Here is a 17,576-nt window from a genome sequence, read left to right on the forward strand (position 1 = left end):
ACTTGGAGTGATTTTTATGTTTGAATATATATTGGATAATTATCATTTGATATTTTTCATAATTGCAGTATTAATTGTAATTTTTATTTTTATATTTAAAAGATTTAAATCTAAGATAAAAAAAGAAATCGAAAAGATTAAAGATGTTGAATCTCTTAATGACTTTATAAGACCTTATGGTTATGCATATGACTTTCATCAGGATATATTTTATACAGTAATTGATGCATGGCAACGGGAAATGGGATATACAAGGCTTTATGATGAGGCAGCAGCACCATCATCTATGATAATAGACTGTGAACCTATTTATTTTGAATATGATAATAAAAGATGGATGATAGAATTTTGGAAGGGTCAATATGGTATGACAACTGGCTTTGAAATAGGCGTATATCACACAGATGGACTTGACTTGTCAAATGAATATTTTAACTGGAATTTCTATGATTGTGCTGATGATAACAATATGCTTAAAATGGGATTTACACTAACTAAAAATAATAAAATTATAATGAATAGAAGGGGAATACATTGGTGGCTAACAGGATTCAAGCTAGGAGAATTCTCGGAACCTTGGGAACTTCAAGCAAAGATATCTATTACTCTTAAGGATCTTAATATGCGAAATTCATTTATAGAAGGATTGAAAAGAGCTGGATATAGAAGGGGAGAGATGTTAGTTGAGGGTAAAACAGTTTTTGTTACTTTTGCAGAACCAAAGACTCCTCAGCCTTTTACAAGAATTAATGAATTTGATGAAATAACCCAGAAGAAAAACAAACTATTGTGTCATAGTTATAATGAATTAACAAGGGATTATGACAATGCACTAGATAAGATAATTGCATTAAAAGATATTAATCCTGATATGCTACAAAACTTACTATTAATGGGTAAGAAGACAAAAGATATTTTCAAAATGTAAGCAACTTCACTTTTATGAATAGTCTAGTAGAATAAACATATTGGGTGGGATATGTATGAGAATATTGAACCGGTTAACTAAAATTTTTAATAACTCCAAAGAAATCAATATAGATGATAATTCCAAAATCATTATTATGAGTGATGTTCATAGGGGAGATGGCAATTGGTCAGATTCTTTTGCTAGAAATCAGAATGTATTTTTTGCTGCCCTAAACCATTATTACCAGAAGAATTATACCTATATAGAACTAGGAGATGGAGATGAGCTTTGGGAATTACCTGATTTTAAAGAAATAATAAGAAACCATAATGATGTATTTTGGCTGATGTCTAAGTTCTATGAAGACAAGAGATTCTATATGTTATTTGGAAATCATGATATTGTTAAGAAGGATAAAAGATTCATAGAAGAGAACCTATATTATTATAATGAAAGAATTCATAAAGACATTTCTTTATTTAAAGACATACAAGTCCATGAAGGCCTAATACTGAATTATAAAGATTATAAAAGTAAAATTTTTCTAGTACATGGGCATCAAGTAGAATTCCTAAATTATGATATTTGGCCCATTGCAAGACTCTTGGTAAGACACATATGGAGACCACTTGAACTTTATGGTATCAATGATGTAACTAGGACTGCAAATAATTATAAGAAGAGACATAAGCTAGCAACAAAGCTTATCCAATGGGTCAAAAGCAATAAACATATCCTAATAGCTGGACACAATCATAGGCCATATTTTCCTGAAGTAGGTGATCTTCCTTATTTTAACGATGGAAGCTGCGTCCATCCAAGATGCATAACAGGAATAGAAATTGTAGAAGGAAATATTATGCTAATTAAATGGAGTGTAAAAGTCAATGAAAAAGGATTGCTATATATAGGCAAAGATATACTAGCAGGACCAAGAAAGCTGGACTTATATTTTTAAAAATCTTGTGTAAGGGCTACTGCAAAATCTGCAGTAGCTAAAATATTAATCTTCATCATATTTTTAAGAATTTTACTTGAAGAAAGCTAAAATACTTGAATAATATTAGTTAAAATTGGAATTCTACCTGTAGGAGGTGTTGACAATGACAACTATAAATCTATCACAAAAAGAAAGAATGTTACTAGAAGACCAAAAAAGCCATGAAGAGATATGTATTCAAAAGTACACTAACTATGCTAATCAGACACAAGACCCAGCATTAAAGCAGTTATTTACAACCCATGCACAACAAGAACAACATCATTACGATACAATTAATCAAATTTTATCTGGAACTGTTCCAAATATGAACCAACAAGGTCAACAGCAAAACCAGCAAAATAAGCAAAACAATATGCAAGCACAAGGAAATGTTGGCATGGTTAACAGTAATGATGCTGCACTATGTAGTGACTTACTTATGACAGAAAAATTTGTATCTGGTGCATATGATACAGCTATATTTGAGTGTAGAGATACCAAATTACGAGACGCACTTAACCACATTCAAAAAGAAGAGCAAAAGCATGGAGAAGAAATTTTTAATTACATGCAAAGCCATGGCATGTACAATGTAAAATAAGTATTACTTCATATAGTTAGTTTTTGAAGGCCTACAGTTTATTGCTGTTGGCCTTTAAAATGTCCTCTTGTTTGGTATAAAAACAAAGCTACTGCAAAATCTGCAGCAGCAAAATATTAATCTTCACTATTAGCATAGATAGCAATGGCATCTCTTAAGAACTCTGCCAATCCAGCTTGTTCCTTATCATAATATGCTTTGAATCTTTCATCATCAACATACATTTGAGTAAGATTTGCATGTGCTTCTCTGCTATAGGAATCCCAATAATAGCTTAACCATTGGCGATGTAAGTCTGCAGCTTTTTGAGCTATTTCTCCAGCTGGATCTTTAGTATCAAATGCCAATTTTAATGTGTCAATTACACTGGAGCTAAGTTTTTGTAGTTCTTCATACTGATCCTCGGTCATATTTTTAAACTTTTTATTTGATTTTTCTACTACTTCATCTCCGTATCTTTCCCTAGCTTCTTTTCCATATTTCTCCTCATTATCGTCAATCATTGTTTGCTTAAAGCCTTCAAATTTCTCTTTATCACTCATTATAATTCTCCCTTCTTTAGAAGCCAAAGTATTATCTATATTGGCAATTAATATATTTATTTTCTCTTTCTCAGCAAGGAGTTTCTTTCGATGTTCCATAAGTGCAGTTATTTCATTAAAAGAACTTGATGTTATTATAGTTTTTATGCTGTCTAAATCCATACCTAGCTCCCGATAGAATAATATTTGCTGCAATTTATCAACTTCTTTCTTGCCATAAATTCGATAGCCAGAGGAATTAATTTTTGCAGGTTTAAGAATTTCTATTTCATCATAATATCTTAGTGTTCTACTACTAATGCCTGCTAAGTTAGCTAGTTTCTGCACTGTATATTCCATATCATTCACCTCCCTATAAAGATACTATATACCTTTACGCTGCGTCAATGTCAACAGTTTTATACTAGTTTTTTTATTTTGATTCAGTCTATGTTTTAGAATGTTAGAAGCTTATTATTGTTTGGAGAAAAGTCCTCTTGTTTGCTATAATATGAAAATAAAGAACAAAGGAATCTTTTCTTTGAACATGCCTATGTTTCGTGATACAATAAAGAAAATCATATAAGGGAGGATAATCATGACTAAACATAAAATCTATACAATGAGTTTCGCAAGTGTCTATCCCCATTATATTGCTAAAGCCGAGAAAAAAGGCCGAATGAAAGTAGAAGTTGATGAAATTATCCGGTGGTTGACAGGATATAGCCAGGAAGAGCTAGAAGTGCATCTAGAAAAACAGACAGACTTTGAGACTTTCTTTGCAGAAGCTCCCCAACTGAATCCTTCACGGGCTTTGATTAAGGGTGTGGTCTGCGGTGTAAGAGTGGAAGATATAGAAGAAGCAACTATGCAGGAAATTCGTTATTTGGATAAACTGATAGATGAATTAGCAAAGGGAAAAGTCATGGATAAGATTTTGCGAAAATAATAATATTTCTAGGTAATATTTTTAAAGGAGTGAATGAAGTGGGTAGATTAAGAATTCTTCTTCAAAATTGAGATTATAATTTGAGGAGGATAAATATGGATAAAGTAATAATAAAGAAGGATGTAATACCTGAAATTGATCAATTAATGGATTTGTACAATGATGTTGAATGGCTTGCCTATACTAAGGATAAAACAAGACTATACAATGCCGCCAGCAATTCACTAAAGCTATTAACTGCATGGGATGATGATAAATTAGTTGGTTTGATTCGTGTAGTAGGTGACGGTTATACAATTATTTATATACAAGATATATTAGTCTTGGAGAGTTATCAAGGGAAAGGCATTGGAAGTCATTTGTTAAAGCTAATTTTAGAAGAATATAAAACAATTCGCCAAATTGTTTTAATGACAGATAATACGGAAAAAACAATAAGCTTCTATCAAAAAAATGGCATGGTAGAAACTGGTGAATACAATGGTGTTGCATTTGTTAAATATTCTTTTTAGCAATCTAACATAAGTAATTCATAAATGGAAAAGAAGGAGAATCTTTATATAATAAAGGTTCTCTTTTTCATCTAGTCTAGGATAAGGATAAAATCAAATTAGTTATTTTAGATTAGTAGTTTATGTTACAATATATTATATAAAGGATAATAGAAAAATTTGGAATAGGGGTGATACAAATGAAACATGAGTGGAGAAAAGATGAAAAGAAATTATACATACCAAAGCAAAAGCCGGAACTTGTGTCTATTCCGGAACAAAAATTTTTTATGATAGAGGGAAAAGGAGATCCAAATAGTGAAGATTTTTTAAAAAGAATAGAAGTCCTATATTCATTGGCTTATGCTATCAGAATGATGCCCAAGCAGGGATATACCCCAGAAGGTTATTTTGAATATACAGTATATCCATTAGAAGGGCTATGGGATTTAACGGAAGAGGGAAGAAAACTAGACACACTAGATAAAGATGAATTATTATATACTATTATGATTAGGCAACCTGATTTTGTAACAAAAGAAGTAGTAGATAGAGCATTTGAAAGCACAAGAAAAAAGAAACCTAATCCATTACTAGATGAAGTATCATTTAATACTATTGAAGATGGTTTATCTGTTCAGATTCTCCATATGGGTTCTTACGATAATGAGCCACAAAGTTTTCAAAAAATGAAAGATTTCATAGAAGAAAATAATCTTGAAATAAAAACACTAAGACATAGAGAGATTTATCTTTCAGATGCAAGAAAAGTTGAACCTGAAAAACTGAAAACAGTTTTAAGGTATATGGTCAGCAGAAAATAAAGACAAAAAGAAGTAAATTAACTGGAGGATGTAAGACAATGATATAGATTGTCCAATGTTTTATTTATATAAATATAATTACTATGGAAATGATACTTCAAGATTGGAAGTGGAAAAGATGTATACAAAAACTGAAATACTTAATATAGCGAAACAACAATTTGCTCTTGATTATAATTGTCAACTACTAGACTTTGAAAAGGATGGAAATACAATTACTGAAAATAAGCTTTTAGATGGCAGGCGAATCTATGAAAGTGATGGTTGCTTCCTAAAGATAATTACTATAGGTGGCAGGGCAATAATCTGTGCTGATGATAAAATAAGACCTTGGATTGAGGAAAAGATTTTAAAACGAGATGCCTGTTGGTTGTTTGACTATGATAAACTTAGGGCAATAGATAATAAATTAAGAGAATTTGGCCATGAGATTGATCAGATGCCTCACTTCTATCTACCTAATTCTGTTAATTGTGAAACAAAGCCAATTACTAAAATAAAATGGTTTGAAATGGAAGATATATTACAATTTCAAGGAGACGACAGGTTTGATGAAGCTTTTATGTTTAATGACAATTATCCAGATGTTTTAGGAGTTGCCGCTTTTGATGGTGATATTATAATGGGGATGGCAGGGGCTAGTGCAGACAGTAAAACTTTATATCAAATTGGTATTAATGTCCTACCTGAATATAACGGAAGAGGTATTGGTATAAATCTAGTTGCATTAATAAAACAGGAACTCTTAAACCGTGGAAAGATACCTTTTTATGGAACAGCAGTATCTCATATAATCTCTAAGAATATTGCTATAAGTGCTGGCTTTTTTCCTGCATGGGCAGAAATGTATTCAAGAAAAATTGAGGATTAAATTATAATGGATTATATATTTTTTATATTCTGGAATGCATGGTGTAACTCCTAAGGCGGCGCGTACCTTGGGAGTAAAACTTAAAGCCTATCCACGCATCACTTTTCATATTTCAATTAAAGGAGATGTTGAGATGGAATATCGTATTGAAGAAAAAGAAAGTATAAATCTAGTTGGAGTGGTTAAGTATATCAAGAGACAATCAGCAAAATACTATGGAAAATGATTGGAAAGAAGCTGCGGGTGAAGTTTGGGATACTTGGGAAGAGTTTTTAAACGGTGGTCTCAATGAGAAAATTAGTGAGCTTTATCACGCACCGATGTGGCAGATGGGTTTCACAAAAACACTGGAGACTGGAGAAGCTTTACTTGCAATTGGTGCAGAAGCAGATACAAATACAAATGATTTAACTGACTTGCAGACTTATACTATTCCAGAGAATAAATGGGTAATATTTACCGTAAGAGGTAGCTTAAGCGGTAAAGAGCATCCAATTGATGCAATGTGGGCAAGAATAACAATTGAATGGTTTCCAACATGTGAATATAAACGAGCGGCTAATTATGAAATTGAGGTCTATCCTCCAAGTGACACAAGCTCTGACGATTATGCTTGTGAAATATGGATTCCCATTACTAAATAATAACATCTTGTAGTCTTTAAACATAAAAATTGCCATAAGGAATAAATAACTACGGCTTTTGGAATAAAATTTTAAAATCAACCTACAGTGGAATTTAAATAGAAAATTCCACTGTAGGTTGATTTATCTCTTTTTTATTGGAATATAAATATCCATACAGATTTTTTCATATTCCCAAGGGTGACAACGCTCATCGTAGAATTCAAAATCTAGCTTAGAGTCATCAATTTCATAGCCAGAGTTTGGAAACCATTCTTCAAATATATACTTCCAAGTTCCTTTGATTGAACTTACAAAGCTATCATCATTTGAAGCTACAGTTGGAGTGGTAAAAACAGCATAGGTTGCTGTTGGTACTTCAAGTGTCCACATTTCATCAGTTGCTTGATCAAAATTAGTAACTTCTATGCCTAGTATATAAGAAAATTCATCGGTTTCCATACTAGTATTTATACAAATTCCGTACTCTCCGTGTCTAGGAGAGCTTTGTGTCCTATATAAATGTGCTTCCTTGCCTTCTATATTACATTGATCCCAAAAGGCAGGAATATCCCTAGAGTGAGCATTATTTCTCAGGGTAGTTTTAAACTCATATCCTACTATCCTAAAAGAATCTCTATTTATTATTTTAGGTTGCATTATGATACCTCCAATTTTATTTGTTTTAATTTTCTTTAAATCTACTTTTTGTGGGAAACCTATTGGCGCGTGCAGTCTGTAAAAGCTTGGTGTATATCCAAAACATTTTTTGAAAGCTTTTGTAAATCCAGCATGGGTTTCAAATCCCAAATCTAAAGCAATATCAAATATTTTATTATTACCACTAAGTTCAGAAAGAGCATATTGAAGTTTTCTCCTTGTTACATACTCCATAACGGGAATCCTGACAAAGCTATGGAATACCCTATAATAGTGATAAGTAGAGAAACCTGCAATTTCTGCTAGTTTATCAACTGTTATCTTTTCACCAATATTATCGTCAATATAATCTATGGTATTTTGGATTAAATCTATATAGTCCAAAGCACCCCTCCTTTAAAGAATTAATTTCCGTACGGTAATAATATGTTAACATATTTATGGATGAATTCCTTATCCTACTTTGCTGAGATAGAGAATAGTCTATGGCATTTAAATATTAATATAAATAAGTAAAAAACATTGTTGATAATGATATAATTAACATAAATCAATTGGGACAAGTCAAAGCATAATAAAACAGGAATAAAATTGTATGTTTTTATATAATTTTGTAGAGGTAAGAAATTTAGAAAATGGTAGTGAACGGGGGACATCAGATGATATTTAGAAGGATAAGAGCTGCTTTTTTATTTGTTATCATAGTATTTTTACTTTTACAAGTATTTAATGGAACTTTTTTCATAGGGGGTATTTTTGGAAGAAACAAGGTAATTGTTATAGATCCTGGACATGGTGGAATAGATTCTGGAGCAGTTAGTATAAATGAGAGATATGAAAAGGATATAAACCTAGATATATCTAAAAAATTATATGAAAGATTAAGGTTAATAGGATATAAGGTGATTTTAACTAGAGACACAGATGAGTATGTTGATAATAAAGAAAGGGCAAATCTAGCAAATAAAAAAGCAGCTAGGATATTTCTTAGTATTCACTGTAATTCTTTAGAAAACAGTAATTCTACCAATGGAATTCAAGTATTGTATTATCCTTATAGGGAAAGCAATATTGATGATCCACAAAATGAAATATTAGCCCAAAATGTATTAGAAAAGATGCTATTAAATACTGGAGTAGACAACAAAGGTATAGTAGCGAGGGAAGATTTATTAGTACTTAACCAAACTAATATGCCTGCCATAATAGTGGAATGTGGCTTTTTATCAAATACTAATGAGGCAAACTTATTATTGACTGATGAATATCAAGATAAGATAGTAGATGGAATAGTAGACGGGTTGGACAAATATTTTAACTATTAATAAATTTACATTAAAAAGAACCCCTCACTTCAAGAGCTTTGCTCTAAGTGGGGGAGGGTTCAAGACAAGTTAATAGCTATCTAATACTTCTTCAATGTATAAGGCCAGATCTCCAATATTTTGAAAGCTAGATACATATTCATCATCTACACCATCGAACTCCATGCCTTTAGCCATGTAAATTGGAATAATAAATACTCCATCTATTCCGTCTTGGCTATTTTCATCAATTAATTTAAGTTCTATCTTGTTATTTAGTCTTTCATACAAAAATTTTGCTTTTTTTCCACTTTTACATAGGATTCCTATTGAGTTATAGCCTTGATTTTTGTATTCCATTACTTCGTCAGCAATGGTGTTTTCAAGGATATCTTCATTTTCAACCCCAAGAACCTTAGGAACTTCTCCCTTCCTATTAAAGTTTTCTATTATATAATCCTCATCAATAAATTGTGAACTAAAGGATATAATCTCATTTGTACATCGAAAGCTTTTATTCATAGATATTATGATAGATTTCTCTTTTTGCAAGATGTTTTGTATATCTCTATAAAAAGAAATATCTTCCCTTTTTTCAATAGTTTGATTGATATCTCCCAATATGGTATATCTGGCTTTTGAAAATAATGGCTTTAATATCTCAAAATGAATAGGATAATAATGTTGGCATTCATCAATTACCACTATTCTTTTTAGCTAGGGGAGTGATCCCAATTATGGTTTTGATTTTTGTAGTCCTTTTAATAACCGTAGGTTATGCAATAGAGGTAGGCAAAACTAGGTTTTTTCTTAGAGGATTTAAAGATGATGTTAGTATAGGAAATTTATTTTCAACTTTTAATTCAAGGGAATACTTTGGAATCGTTAGAACACAGTTTTTAAGAGGTCTTTATAATTTACTATGGTTTTTATTATTAATAATACCAGGAATAATAAAATACTATGAATATAGTATGGTTCCATATATCTTATCAGAAGAACCTAATCTACCATCAAATGAAGCAATAACTAGAAGTAGAAATATGACAGAAGGGCATAAAATGGATATGTTTGTACTAGACCTATCCTTCATAGGTTGGTATATGTTAGGTTCGCTTTTATTTGGAATAGGAGGCATATTTGCAAATCCCTATAAAGAGGCTACATGGGCAAGGTTATATAATACTTTATCTGGAAACGATGATACGGATAATGAAAGTATAGATAATGATATAGTACTTGAATAAAAATAATAAAATTATAAAAAGGGGATGCTATAGTATTTTAGCATCCTATTTTTTTGCAAGGAGCTAAATTTGTGATTCTAGTCGGATTATGATACTATAGGCGTACATGCTTTAAAATAATGAAGCAAGATAAAATAAATATATCAAAATTGATAATAAGAAGGGGAGGAAAAGATTATGTCTAATCTACCAAATTGTCCAAAATGTAACTCAGAGTATACTTATGAAGATGGAAGTCTTTTTATTTGCCCAGAATGTGCCCACGAATGGACTTCTAAAATGGAAGATGAAAATAGTGGTGAAGAAAATATTATAAAAGATGCAAATGGAAACATTTTAAATGATGGAGACTCTGTAACCGTTATTAAAGATCTAAAAGTAAAAGGAAGCTCATCAGCAATAAAATTGGGTACAAAGGTGAAGAATATAAAACTCATACATGGATCCAGTGATGGTCATGATATTGATTGTAAAATTGACGGTTTCGGAGCTATGAAACTAAAATCTGAATTTGTTAAGAAGTTATAATTTATAGGTCACAATAAAACCTAATCTAAATAAGCAATTAAGAGGGATATTAATAGATCTAAGTATATATTTTGCATATGAAGTTATATTGAATTGATAAATTAAAGCTACTATCCACCTAGTACATAAAATGAGATGAAATTAAATTTGGTAAATGATAAGATATAAATATCTCTAGGGAAAGGAATAGTAATATGGAGTGGAATGAAAAACTACAAAAAATTATTGATTATGTGGAGAATCATTTACAAAGAAAAGAAGAACCGATTGTCATTGAGGAAATCATTGAAATTGCAGGTTGTTCCTATAATTTTTTCCAAAAAGTATTTTCATATATGAACGGAATAAGCTTTGCTGAATATATCCGATTTAGGAAATTGACTTTAGCAGGATATGATCTAAAGAGTACTGATATTAAAGTAGTTGATCTAAGCTATAAATATGGGTATGATTCTCCTACATCATTTACGAAGGCATTTCAACAATTTCATGGTGTTCCTCCAAAAGAAGCACGAAATAAAACAGTTGAATTACAAGTTTTTCCTAAAATGCAAGTTTCAAAAAAGCAGAGATATTCATGGAAGATCGAATACAAATCATCATTGCGTTTAATTGGGAAGAGCATTAAAGTTTCATGTGAAGATGGACTACATTACATAAAGATACCTGAATTTTGGAATGAATGTCAAAGAAATGGTGTTTTTTCTAAATTGATTTCTATGGATACAAGTACTCCTAATGGAATGTTTGGTTTGTTTGGAAACTATGATGAAATAGCTAATGAAATTGAATATTCAATTATGGTAAATTCAAACCTTGAGATATCAGAAGAATTTCAGGAAATCATTATTCCAGAAACTACATGGGCTGTTTTTCATTGCAAAGGTGCTGTTCCTCAGTCAATTCAAAATGGATGGAAATATCTTAATGAAGAATGGCTAATAAAATATCCATTTAAACACGCCTCTTGTCCAGAGTTGGAATGGTATAGTGTAGGCAATTCTTATGATAAAGACTATTTAAGTCAAATATGGATACCAATTACTGAGGAGGAATAAGGAATGGTACATTTAGTTTATTGCGATAACATAGGGAAAAAGGGTGAGAAAGTTCTTGAAAAGATTTTGGCAGGAACAAAAACGATGATTGTCCGAGGAGCAGCAGGTAGAAAAATACCCCATAGCAGAGTATTTGTGGGAGAAACTCTTTATTTTATGGAAAAAGGAACTGCTAAGATTACTGCTAAAGGGATTGTAAAGAATGTAGAAAACCATGTTAAATTATCAGAAGAAGAAATTTTAAAAGTTTTAGGAGAAAATCAATCTAAGTTAAATTTATCTGACAAGCAAAAAGATCGTTGGCATAAAAAATGCTTGTGTCTAGTTGAGTTTGAAAATGTTCAGGAAGTTCCCGCTTTGGATTTTGACCACCAAGGAAATATGGATGATTGGCTGATTATCGAAAAAATTGATGATGTTGTAGTTGGTACAAGCATTCCATACAATTATGATAAATCAAAATTTTAGGTAATAATATATGGACTAAATATATGGTGCTGTATTTGACATGCCCACTGACAAGCATTATACTATATTAAGAAACTATAACTAAATAAGACAGTTCGTAACCATCCTGTCTATAAACAAAACTAAGGGTCTATAGATAAAAAATATTTTGTTTTTTATAAGGCACCTTGTGCCTTTTTTTGTTGTGTAAAACATTATAGCATTTCTTAGCCTATTGTTTATGGGATAAAAGAACTTTTCTTATTTAGAATTTACCTAAATTAAGGAGAGAGAAAATGAATATTAGAAGGACAGCATTAGGTGAAGAAACTATGTCAACCACAAGGAAGCTTGCAATATCAGGAGTCACAGTAGGGCTCTATGTTATATTAATGTATATAACTCAAGGATTTGCTTTTGGACAATATCAGATAAGAATAGCAACATCATTCTATGCATTAAGTGCTATCTACCCCTTTTTAACTATCCCTCTGGCTGTAGGAAATATGCTAAGCAATATACTTATGGGAGGATTAGGGATTTTTGATATATTAGGAGGATTCATAGTAGGCATTGTTACAGCTGGAGCAATTTGTTTGGTGAAAAAATTTAAGTTGAATGATTGGCTTGTAGCTATTCCAATAATTTTCGGACCTGGATTAATAGTTCCTATATGGCTTTCAGTAATATTGAACATACCTTATAAAGTATTGGCAACTAGCTTATGTATTGGACAAATTATTCCAGGAATAGTAGGAGTTATTCTTGTTAAACAATTAAGAAATAGAATATAAATTTATTAGAAATGGAGAATTTAATATGTTTGGGAGAAATGAAAAGGAATTAGAAGGAGTAACATTATTGGGAAATCAGGGAACAAAGTATAATTATGATTATGATCCATCTGTTTTGGAAACATTTGAGAACAAACATAAAGGGAATGATTATTTTGTAAAATTTAATTGTCCAGAGTTTACAAGTCTTTGCCCAATGACAGGACAACCTGATTTTGCAACAATATATATATCTTATGTTCCAGAAAGACTTATGGTAGAGAGCAAGTCTTTAAAGCTTTATTTATTTAGTTTTAGAAATCATGGTGATTTCCATGAAGACTGTATGAATATTATAATGAAGGATTTAATAAAGATTTTAGATCCAAAGTATATTGAAGTTTGGGGAAAGTTCACTCCAAGGGGTGGGATTTCCATTGACCCATATTGTAATTATGGAAAAGAAGGAACGAAGTGGAAGGATGTAGCTGAAAAGAGAATGTTCTTTCATGATATGAATCCAGAAAATATAGATAATAGATAATTTTTATATGTTTAATTAATAATCACTTAAATAAGAAAAAGACATTTGTTTACGACAAATGTCTTTTTTATTGACATGACAAAGTTAAAGTGGTAATATAAATCTATATTGCCATTTTCATTACAGAACAATATATATCTCCAATTATATTATATAACTTTAAAAAGGCAATGTCAATAGGTTTTGTAAATATTTTTAATATATCTTAAAAAATTATCTATTTTAAGGAGGAATATCGTGAAGAAAGATGATTTTATCTGGAAACTTGAAGATGAATGGTTGCAAGAAGTGCTTAAAGAGACTAGGAAACAGCTTGATAAAAACATAAATTTTAAAGAAAAAATTAAAGATGAAGCTATTAGAACACAAAAGGAGCTGTGGGATGAAATAGGATCAGTCTCTATAGCAAATGGACTAGATCAGGTTGCAGACTTTATGCAATATATCAGTTTTATGAAAATGCAAAAAATAAGCCATGAGTCAACAAGAAAACTTCAAGACAAATATGAGAAAATGCTTGTATCACCTTATTTTGCAAGGATGGATTTTCTTGAAAATGGAGAGCTAGAAGCCGAGAAATGTTATATTGGTGTTTCAAACCTCATTAATGATAAGCTTGATTTCCTAATATATGATTGGAGAGCACCGATTTCTAGCATGTTTTATGATTGTGAAATGGGGGATGCTAATTACGAATGTCCTGAAGGAGTTATAGAAGGGAAACTTTTGCTAAAAAGACAGTATAAGATTAATAATGGGGAAATTCAATACATGTTTGATAGTAATCTTAAGATAGATGATGAAATGCTTCAAGATATTTTGAGTAAAAGTACCGATAGTAAGATGAAAGCCATAGTAACAACAATTCAAAGAGAACAGAATAAAGTAATCCGTAATGAAGAATATAAGACTCTGATTGTCCAAGGCCCTGCAGGAAGTGGAAAAACCTCTGTTGCCCTGCATAGAATAGCATATCTCCTATATAAACATAGAGAAAAAATAACACCTGAGAATATAGTAATATTTTCACCTAATGAAATTTTCAATGAGTATATCTCTAATGTACTACCAGAACTTGGAGAAGATAATATGTATCAGACAACATTTAAGGAGTATATGCATAAGGCCTTAGGTAGAGATTTTTTAAAGGAAGATTACTGTGAAATGATGGAGTATATTCTCACTTCAAAAAATCAAGCAGGCTATGAAAATAGAATTAATAATATAAGATATAAATCTACTATGGAATTTGTAAATATTTTAAAATATTATGTCACCTTTGTTGAAGAAAAGGATAGAGATTTCAAGGATGTCTTTTTTAGAGACCAGCTAATAGTTACATCTAAAGATTTGCAAGAACTGTTTTTTAAAGAGTATATTAGACTTCCTCTAAGAAAGAGGTTGAGAAAGATAAAGGAAAGAGTATTGTTTCTTTTAGATCCATATAAAAAAGAGAGGATAGATGAAGTTGTTGCTGAATTGGAGAAGAAAGGCTCTTATATAGATAAAATAGAAATATTTCAGGATAGTATGGTTATTGTAAAGGAAGAAATGAAGGCGTTATACCATGAAATCAATATAATGACAGAATTTAATCTAGTGAATATTTATAAAGAGCTTTTTGAGAAATTAGAGCTTTTTCATAGACGCTTAAACATTCCATACAATGAGGAGATAATAAAGAAAATAAAAAGTCATTCTTTAGAAAACCTAGAGGCTCAAAATCTTAATTATGAGGATCAAATTATAATTTTATATTTAAAAATTGTGCTAGGAGATATTTCAAAAACCTCTGAAATTAAATATGTAATTATTGATGAGGCTCAGGACTATACACCACTTCAGTATGAAATATTTTATCAACTATTTGAATCTGCAAATATGACTATACTAGGGGATTTAAACCAATCCATTAATCCATTTATGAATGTAGGTGATTATAAAAATATCATTAATATATTCTCTCAAAATAATACTTGTGTAATAAATCTAAGCAAGAGCTACAGATCTACAAAAGAAATTACCGAGTTTTCTAGAAAGCTACTTAATGATGAATTCATTGATGAAGGTATACAGAGAAGTGGAGATAAGCCTTTGGTCATTGAACTCCCAAATGAAGCAGCTATAAAAGAAAGACTTCTTCAGGATATAAACATATACAAAGAGAGAGGATATAAATCTATTGGAATAATAACAAGAACTATGAGGGAAGCAGATGAGGTGTATAGTTTTCTAAAAGATAAAGTTCAAATTAAGGCCATAATGAAGGATGATGATGAATATGTTAATGATACCTTGTTAATACCAGCATATCTTGCTAAAGGTTTAGAATTTGATGCTGTGCTTATTTATAATGCAGGAAATGAGAATTATTGCTGTGAAGAGGAAAGGTTGCTATTCTATACTGCCTGCACTAGAGCTCTTCATGTTTTATCTATATACTATTCAGGAAAGAAAACACCTTTTCTCGAGGAAAATATTGTGATTTGATAAATAATATAAAAAAAGGATATCACTTTTTATAAAGTGATATCCTTTAATTTTATTCCAAGCAACTCAATAGCTATTTTGGTTACAGTATGATTACAAATATCACAATTTCGTTACAGTTTTATGGAATGTGAATATTATGAGTATTGAAGTACTAATAATATTACAGGAATGGAAAAACATGTTATGTTTTAATGTATTTGATTCAGTGTTTATCTATCTTTAGAAAAAAAGGAGAGTGTTAGAATGAAAAAAAGAGAGAAGTATAGAATAGTTATGTCTTATGTATTGGCATTAATCTTGTTATCATCACTAGTTGTTTTTCCAGATTCAGCTTATGGGCGAAATAATGCGAAAAACATGGTTGCCATCAAAACATTTAATGGATTATATCTATGTGCTGAAAATGGAGGCGATGGGCAATTAGTAGCTGATAGGGAGAACATAGGTGAATGGGAAACCTTTGAAATGATTGATCTTGGAAAAGGATATATCGCATTGAAGGGGAATAATGGTAAATATGTAAGTGTCTCCAATGATGGCAAAGATGTTTATGTAGATAGTAGCAGAATAGATAAGAGACAAATATTTCAATTATTAAAAGTGGATAGTAAAGTAGCTTTTAGAATCCAAAACAAGACATATCTCTGCGCAGAAGATGGTGGTGGAGGAAAAGTAGTCGGAGATAGAGAGACTATAGGGGAATGGGAAACCTTTGAATTGATAAAAATTCAAGACATTAACTCTGATAAATGTAATTTAACAGCAGTATCTAACGACAAGAATGTTACATTTACATGGACCAAACCAGCTAATACAAAAAACATTATAGGATATAATCTTTATAGAGGAACTTCTCCAGGGAAGCAATCATCTACACCTGTGACAGATTTCCCTATAGAGAGCACATCTTATACTGATAATAACTTAAATAGTGGAGTAACATATTATTATGTATTAAAGGTAGTATATAAAGATAAAACATTAGGAGTTGCTTCTAATGAAGTATCAGTATTGTTGAAATCAGCAACAACATTAAGCGCAAGAATAGAAGAAGATGGTATTGGCCTATACTGGACGAAACCAACTAATACAAAAAACATTATAGGATATAATCTTTATAGAGGAACTGCTTCAGGAAAGCAATCGAATATACCTATTACAGATTTTCCTATAGAAGGAACATCTTATATTGATAGGAATATTGATAATAATATCACTTATTATTATACTTTAAGGGCTGTTTATAGGGATAATACTCTTGGAGAGTTATCCAATGAGGTTGCTATTAAATCTAATTTATATAATAGGAATATTGTACTGGAAGTAGGAAGCAAGTATATGGTTGTCAATGGACAAAGGAAAGAGATAGATCCTGGCAACGGAACTAAAATGGTCATAAAAAATGGTAGAACCTTCCTTCCTATAAGAGCAGTTATTGAATCTATGGGTGGAACAGTAGAATGGGATCAATCAGCAAAAAAGGTTAGTATATATTTAAGGAATAAAAACATTCAACTATGGATTGGTGAGAAAACCGTAGTAGTTAATGGCTCATATATGGAAAGTGATGTGGCACCGTATATTTCAGATAGCGGTAGAACAATGTTGCCTCTAAGATTCATCACGGAAAATCTTGACTGTAAGGTAGACTGGGATGGAACAACAAAGAAGGTAACCATTAGAATGGATAATTAGACAATGAATAAAAAGGGAACAGCTTTAATACTGTTCCCTTTACTAAGGCTAGATT

The 17,576-nt window shown here is 31.0% G+C and carries 21 protein-coding genes; 18 read left to right on the forward strand and 3 right to left on the reverse strand.

Annotated elements, in window-relative coordinates; translation table 11 throughout:
- Positions 1 to 16: 16 nt before the first annotated feature.
- From RIN63_RS00390 to RIN63_RS00400, 3 genes are all read left to right on the forward strand, one after another.
- Complete coding sequence (locus tag RIN63_RS00390; protein WP_310442662.1) at positions 17 to 928, forward strand: DUF4474 domain-containing protein; 912 nt, start codon at positions 17 to 19, stop codon at positions 926 to 928.
- Between the two features lie 55 nt (positions 929 to 983).
- Positions 984 to 1,868 carry a metallophosphoesterase gene (locus RIN63_RS00395; RefSeq protein ID WP_310442663.1) on the forward strand — a complete coding sequence of 295 codons (885 nt, stop codon included), beginning with the start codon at positions 984 to 986 and terminating at the stop codon, positions 1,866 to 1,868.
- Between the two features lie 145 nt (positions 1,869 to 2,013).
- On the forward strand, positions 2,014 to 2,493 hold the full coding sequence (locus RIN63_RS00400) for a spore coat protein (RefSeq protein WP_310443329.1): 480 nt from the start codon (positions 2,014 to 2,016) through the stop codon (positions 2,491 to 2,493).
- Between the two features lie 116 nt (positions 2,494 to 2,609).
- Here RIN63_RS00400 and RIN63_RS00405 read toward each other — a convergent pair whose 3' ends face one another.
- Positions 2,610 to 3,374, reverse strand: a complete 765-nt coding sequence (locus RIN63_RS00405) for a MerR family transcriptional regulator (protein WP_310442664.1) — start codon at positions 3,372 to 3,374, stop codon at positions 2,610 to 2,612.
- Positions 3,375 to 3,612: 238 nt separating this feature from the next.
- Here RIN63_RS00405 and RIN63_RS00410 point away from each other — a divergent pair, with 238 nt between their 5' ends.
- The 6 genes from RIN63_RS00410 to RIN63_RS00435 all read left to right on the forward strand — a co-directional run bounded on the left by RIN63_RS00410 (position 3,613) and on the right by RIN63_RS00435 (position 6,793).
- The gene (locus tag RIN63_RS00410; protein WP_310442665.1) at positions 3,613 to 3,963 is read left to right on the forward strand and encodes a DUF2200 domain-containing protein; all 351 of its coding nucleotides are present in this window, start codon (positions 3,613 to 3,615) and stop codon (positions 3,961 to 3,963) included.
- A gap of 95 nt (positions 3,964 to 4,058) precedes the next feature.
- Positions 4,059 to 4,475: a GNAT family N-acetyltransferase gene (locus RIN63_RS00415; RefSeq protein ID WP_310442666.1), complete on the forward strand. Its 417-nt coding sequence runs from the start codon at positions 4,059 to 4,061 to the stop codon at positions 4,473 to 4,475.
- Positions 4,476 to 4,654: 179 nt separating this feature from the next.
- Positions 4,655 to 5,278, forward strand: coding sequence for a GyrI-like domain-containing protein (locus tag RIN63_RS00420; protein WP_310442667.1), 624 nt, complete (start codon positions 4,655 to 4,657; stop codon positions 5,276 to 5,278).
- A 55-nt stretch (positions 5,279 to 5,333) separates the two neighbouring features.
- On the forward strand, positions 5,334 to 6,149 hold the full coding sequence (locus tag RIN63_RS00425) for a GNAT family N-acetyltransferase (RefSeq protein ID WP_310442668.1): 816 nt from the start codon (positions 5,334 to 5,336) through the stop codon (positions 6,147 to 6,149).
- A gap of 34 nt (positions 6,150 to 6,183) precedes the next feature.
- Positions 6,184 to 6,375 (forward strand): hypothetical protein, encoded by a 192-nt coding sequence (locus tag RIN63_RS00430; RefSeq protein WP_310442669.1) that lies wholly within the window; start codon positions 6,184 to 6,186, stop codon positions 6,373 to 6,375.
- Complete coding sequence (locus RIN63_RS00435) at positions 6,365 to 6,793, forward strand: GyrI-like domain-containing protein (protein WP_310442670.1); 429 nt, start codon at positions 6,365 to 6,367, stop codon at positions 6,791 to 6,793. The genes RIN63_RS00430 and RIN63_RS00435 overlap by 11 nt, the downstream gene beginning before the upstream one ends.
- A 123-nt stretch (positions 6,794 to 6,916) precedes the next feature.
- Here the strand turns inward: RIN63_RS00435 and RIN63_RS00440 are convergent, their stop codons facing one another.
- The gene (locus tag RIN63_RS00440; protein WP_310442671.1) at positions 6,917 to 7,816 is read right to left on the reverse strand and encodes an AraC family transcriptional regulator; all 900 of its coding nucleotides are present in this window, start codon (positions 7,814 to 7,816) and stop codon (positions 6,917 to 6,919) included.
- A gap of 275 nt (positions 7,817 to 8,091) precedes the next feature.
- On the opposite strand from RIN63_RS00440, the gene RIN63_RS00445 reads away from it, so the two are divergent.
- On the forward strand, positions 8,092 to 8,757 hold the full coding sequence (locus tag RIN63_RS00445) for an N-acetylmuramoyl-L-alanine amidase (protein ID WP_310442672.1): 666 nt from the start codon (positions 8,092 to 8,094) through the stop codon (positions 8,755 to 8,757).
- Positions 8,758 to 8,826: 69 nt separating this feature from the next.
- On the opposite strand, the gene RIN63_RS00450 is transcribed toward RIN63_RS00445, so the two are convergent.
- On the reverse strand, positions 8,827 to 9,441 hold the full coding sequence (locus RIN63_RS00450) for a hypothetical protein (RefSeq protein ID WP_310442673.1): 615 nt from the start codon (positions 9,439 to 9,441) through the stop codon (positions 8,827 to 8,829).
- A 32-nt stretch (positions 9,442 to 9,473) separates the two neighbouring features.
- Between RIN63_RS00450 and RIN63_RS00455 the strand changes: the two genes are divergently transcribed.
- The 8 genes from RIN63_RS00455 to RIN63_RS00490 all read left to right on the forward strand — a co-directional run bounded on the left by RIN63_RS00455 (position 9,474) and on the right by RIN63_RS00490 (position 17,521).
- Entirely contained in the window at positions 9,474 to 9,983 is a 510-nt protein-coding gene (locus RIN63_RS00455; protein ID WP_310442674.1) for a DUF975 family protein, read from the forward strand.
- A 177-nt stretch (positions 9,984 to 10,160) separates the two neighbouring features.
- Positions 10,161 to 10,511 carry a zinc ribbon domain-containing protein YjdM gene (locus RIN63_RS00460; RefSeq protein WP_310442675.1) on the forward strand — a complete coding sequence of 117 codons (351 nt, stop codon included), beginning with the start codon at positions 10,161 to 10,163 and terminating at the stop codon, positions 10,509 to 10,511.
- Between the two features lie 194 nt (positions 10,512 to 10,705).
- A complete protein-coding gene (locus RIN63_RS00465; RefSeq protein ID WP_310442676.1) occupies positions 10,706 to 11,569 on the forward strand; it encodes an effector binding domain-containing protein in 864 nt (287 codons plus the stop codon).
- Positions 11,570 to 11,572: 3 nt separating this feature from the next.
- Complete coding sequence (locus RIN63_RS00470) at positions 11,573 to 12,037, forward strand: hypothetical protein (RefSeq protein WP_310442677.1); 465 nt, start codon at positions 11,573 to 11,575, stop codon at positions 12,035 to 12,037.
- A gap of 275 nt (positions 12,038 to 12,312) precedes the next feature.
- Positions 12,313 to 12,810, forward strand: a complete 498-nt coding sequence (locus RIN63_RS00475; protein ID WP_310442678.1) for a QueT transporter family protein — start codon at positions 12,313 to 12,315, stop codon at positions 12,808 to 12,810.
- 25 nt (positions 12,811 to 12,835) lie between these two features.
- Positions 12,836 to 13,333 (forward strand): preQ(1) synthase, encoded by a 498-nt coding sequence (queF, locus tag RIN63_RS00480; protein WP_310442679.1) that lies wholly within the window; start codon positions 12,836 to 12,838, stop codon positions 13,331 to 13,333.
- Between the two features lie 237 nt (positions 13,334 to 13,570).
- Positions 13,571 to 15,823, forward strand: a complete 2,253-nt coding sequence (gene helD, locus RIN63_RS00485; protein WP_310442680.1) for an RNA polymerase recycling motor HelD — start codon at positions 13,571 to 13,573, stop codon at positions 15,821 to 15,823.
- Between the two features lie 246 nt (positions 15,824 to 16,069).
- Positions 16,070 to 17,521: a stalk domain-containing protein gene (locus RIN63_RS00490; RefSeq protein WP_310442681.1), complete on the forward strand. Its 1,452-nt coding sequence runs from the start codon at positions 16,070 to 16,072 to the stop codon at positions 17,519 to 17,521.
- Positions 17,522 to 17,576: the final 55 nt, after the last annotated feature.

It is taken from the genome of Tissierella sp. (assembly GCF_031460495.1).
Classification (GTDB): domain Bacteria; phylum Bacillota; class Clostridia; order Tissierellales; family Tissierellaceae; genus JAVKTS01.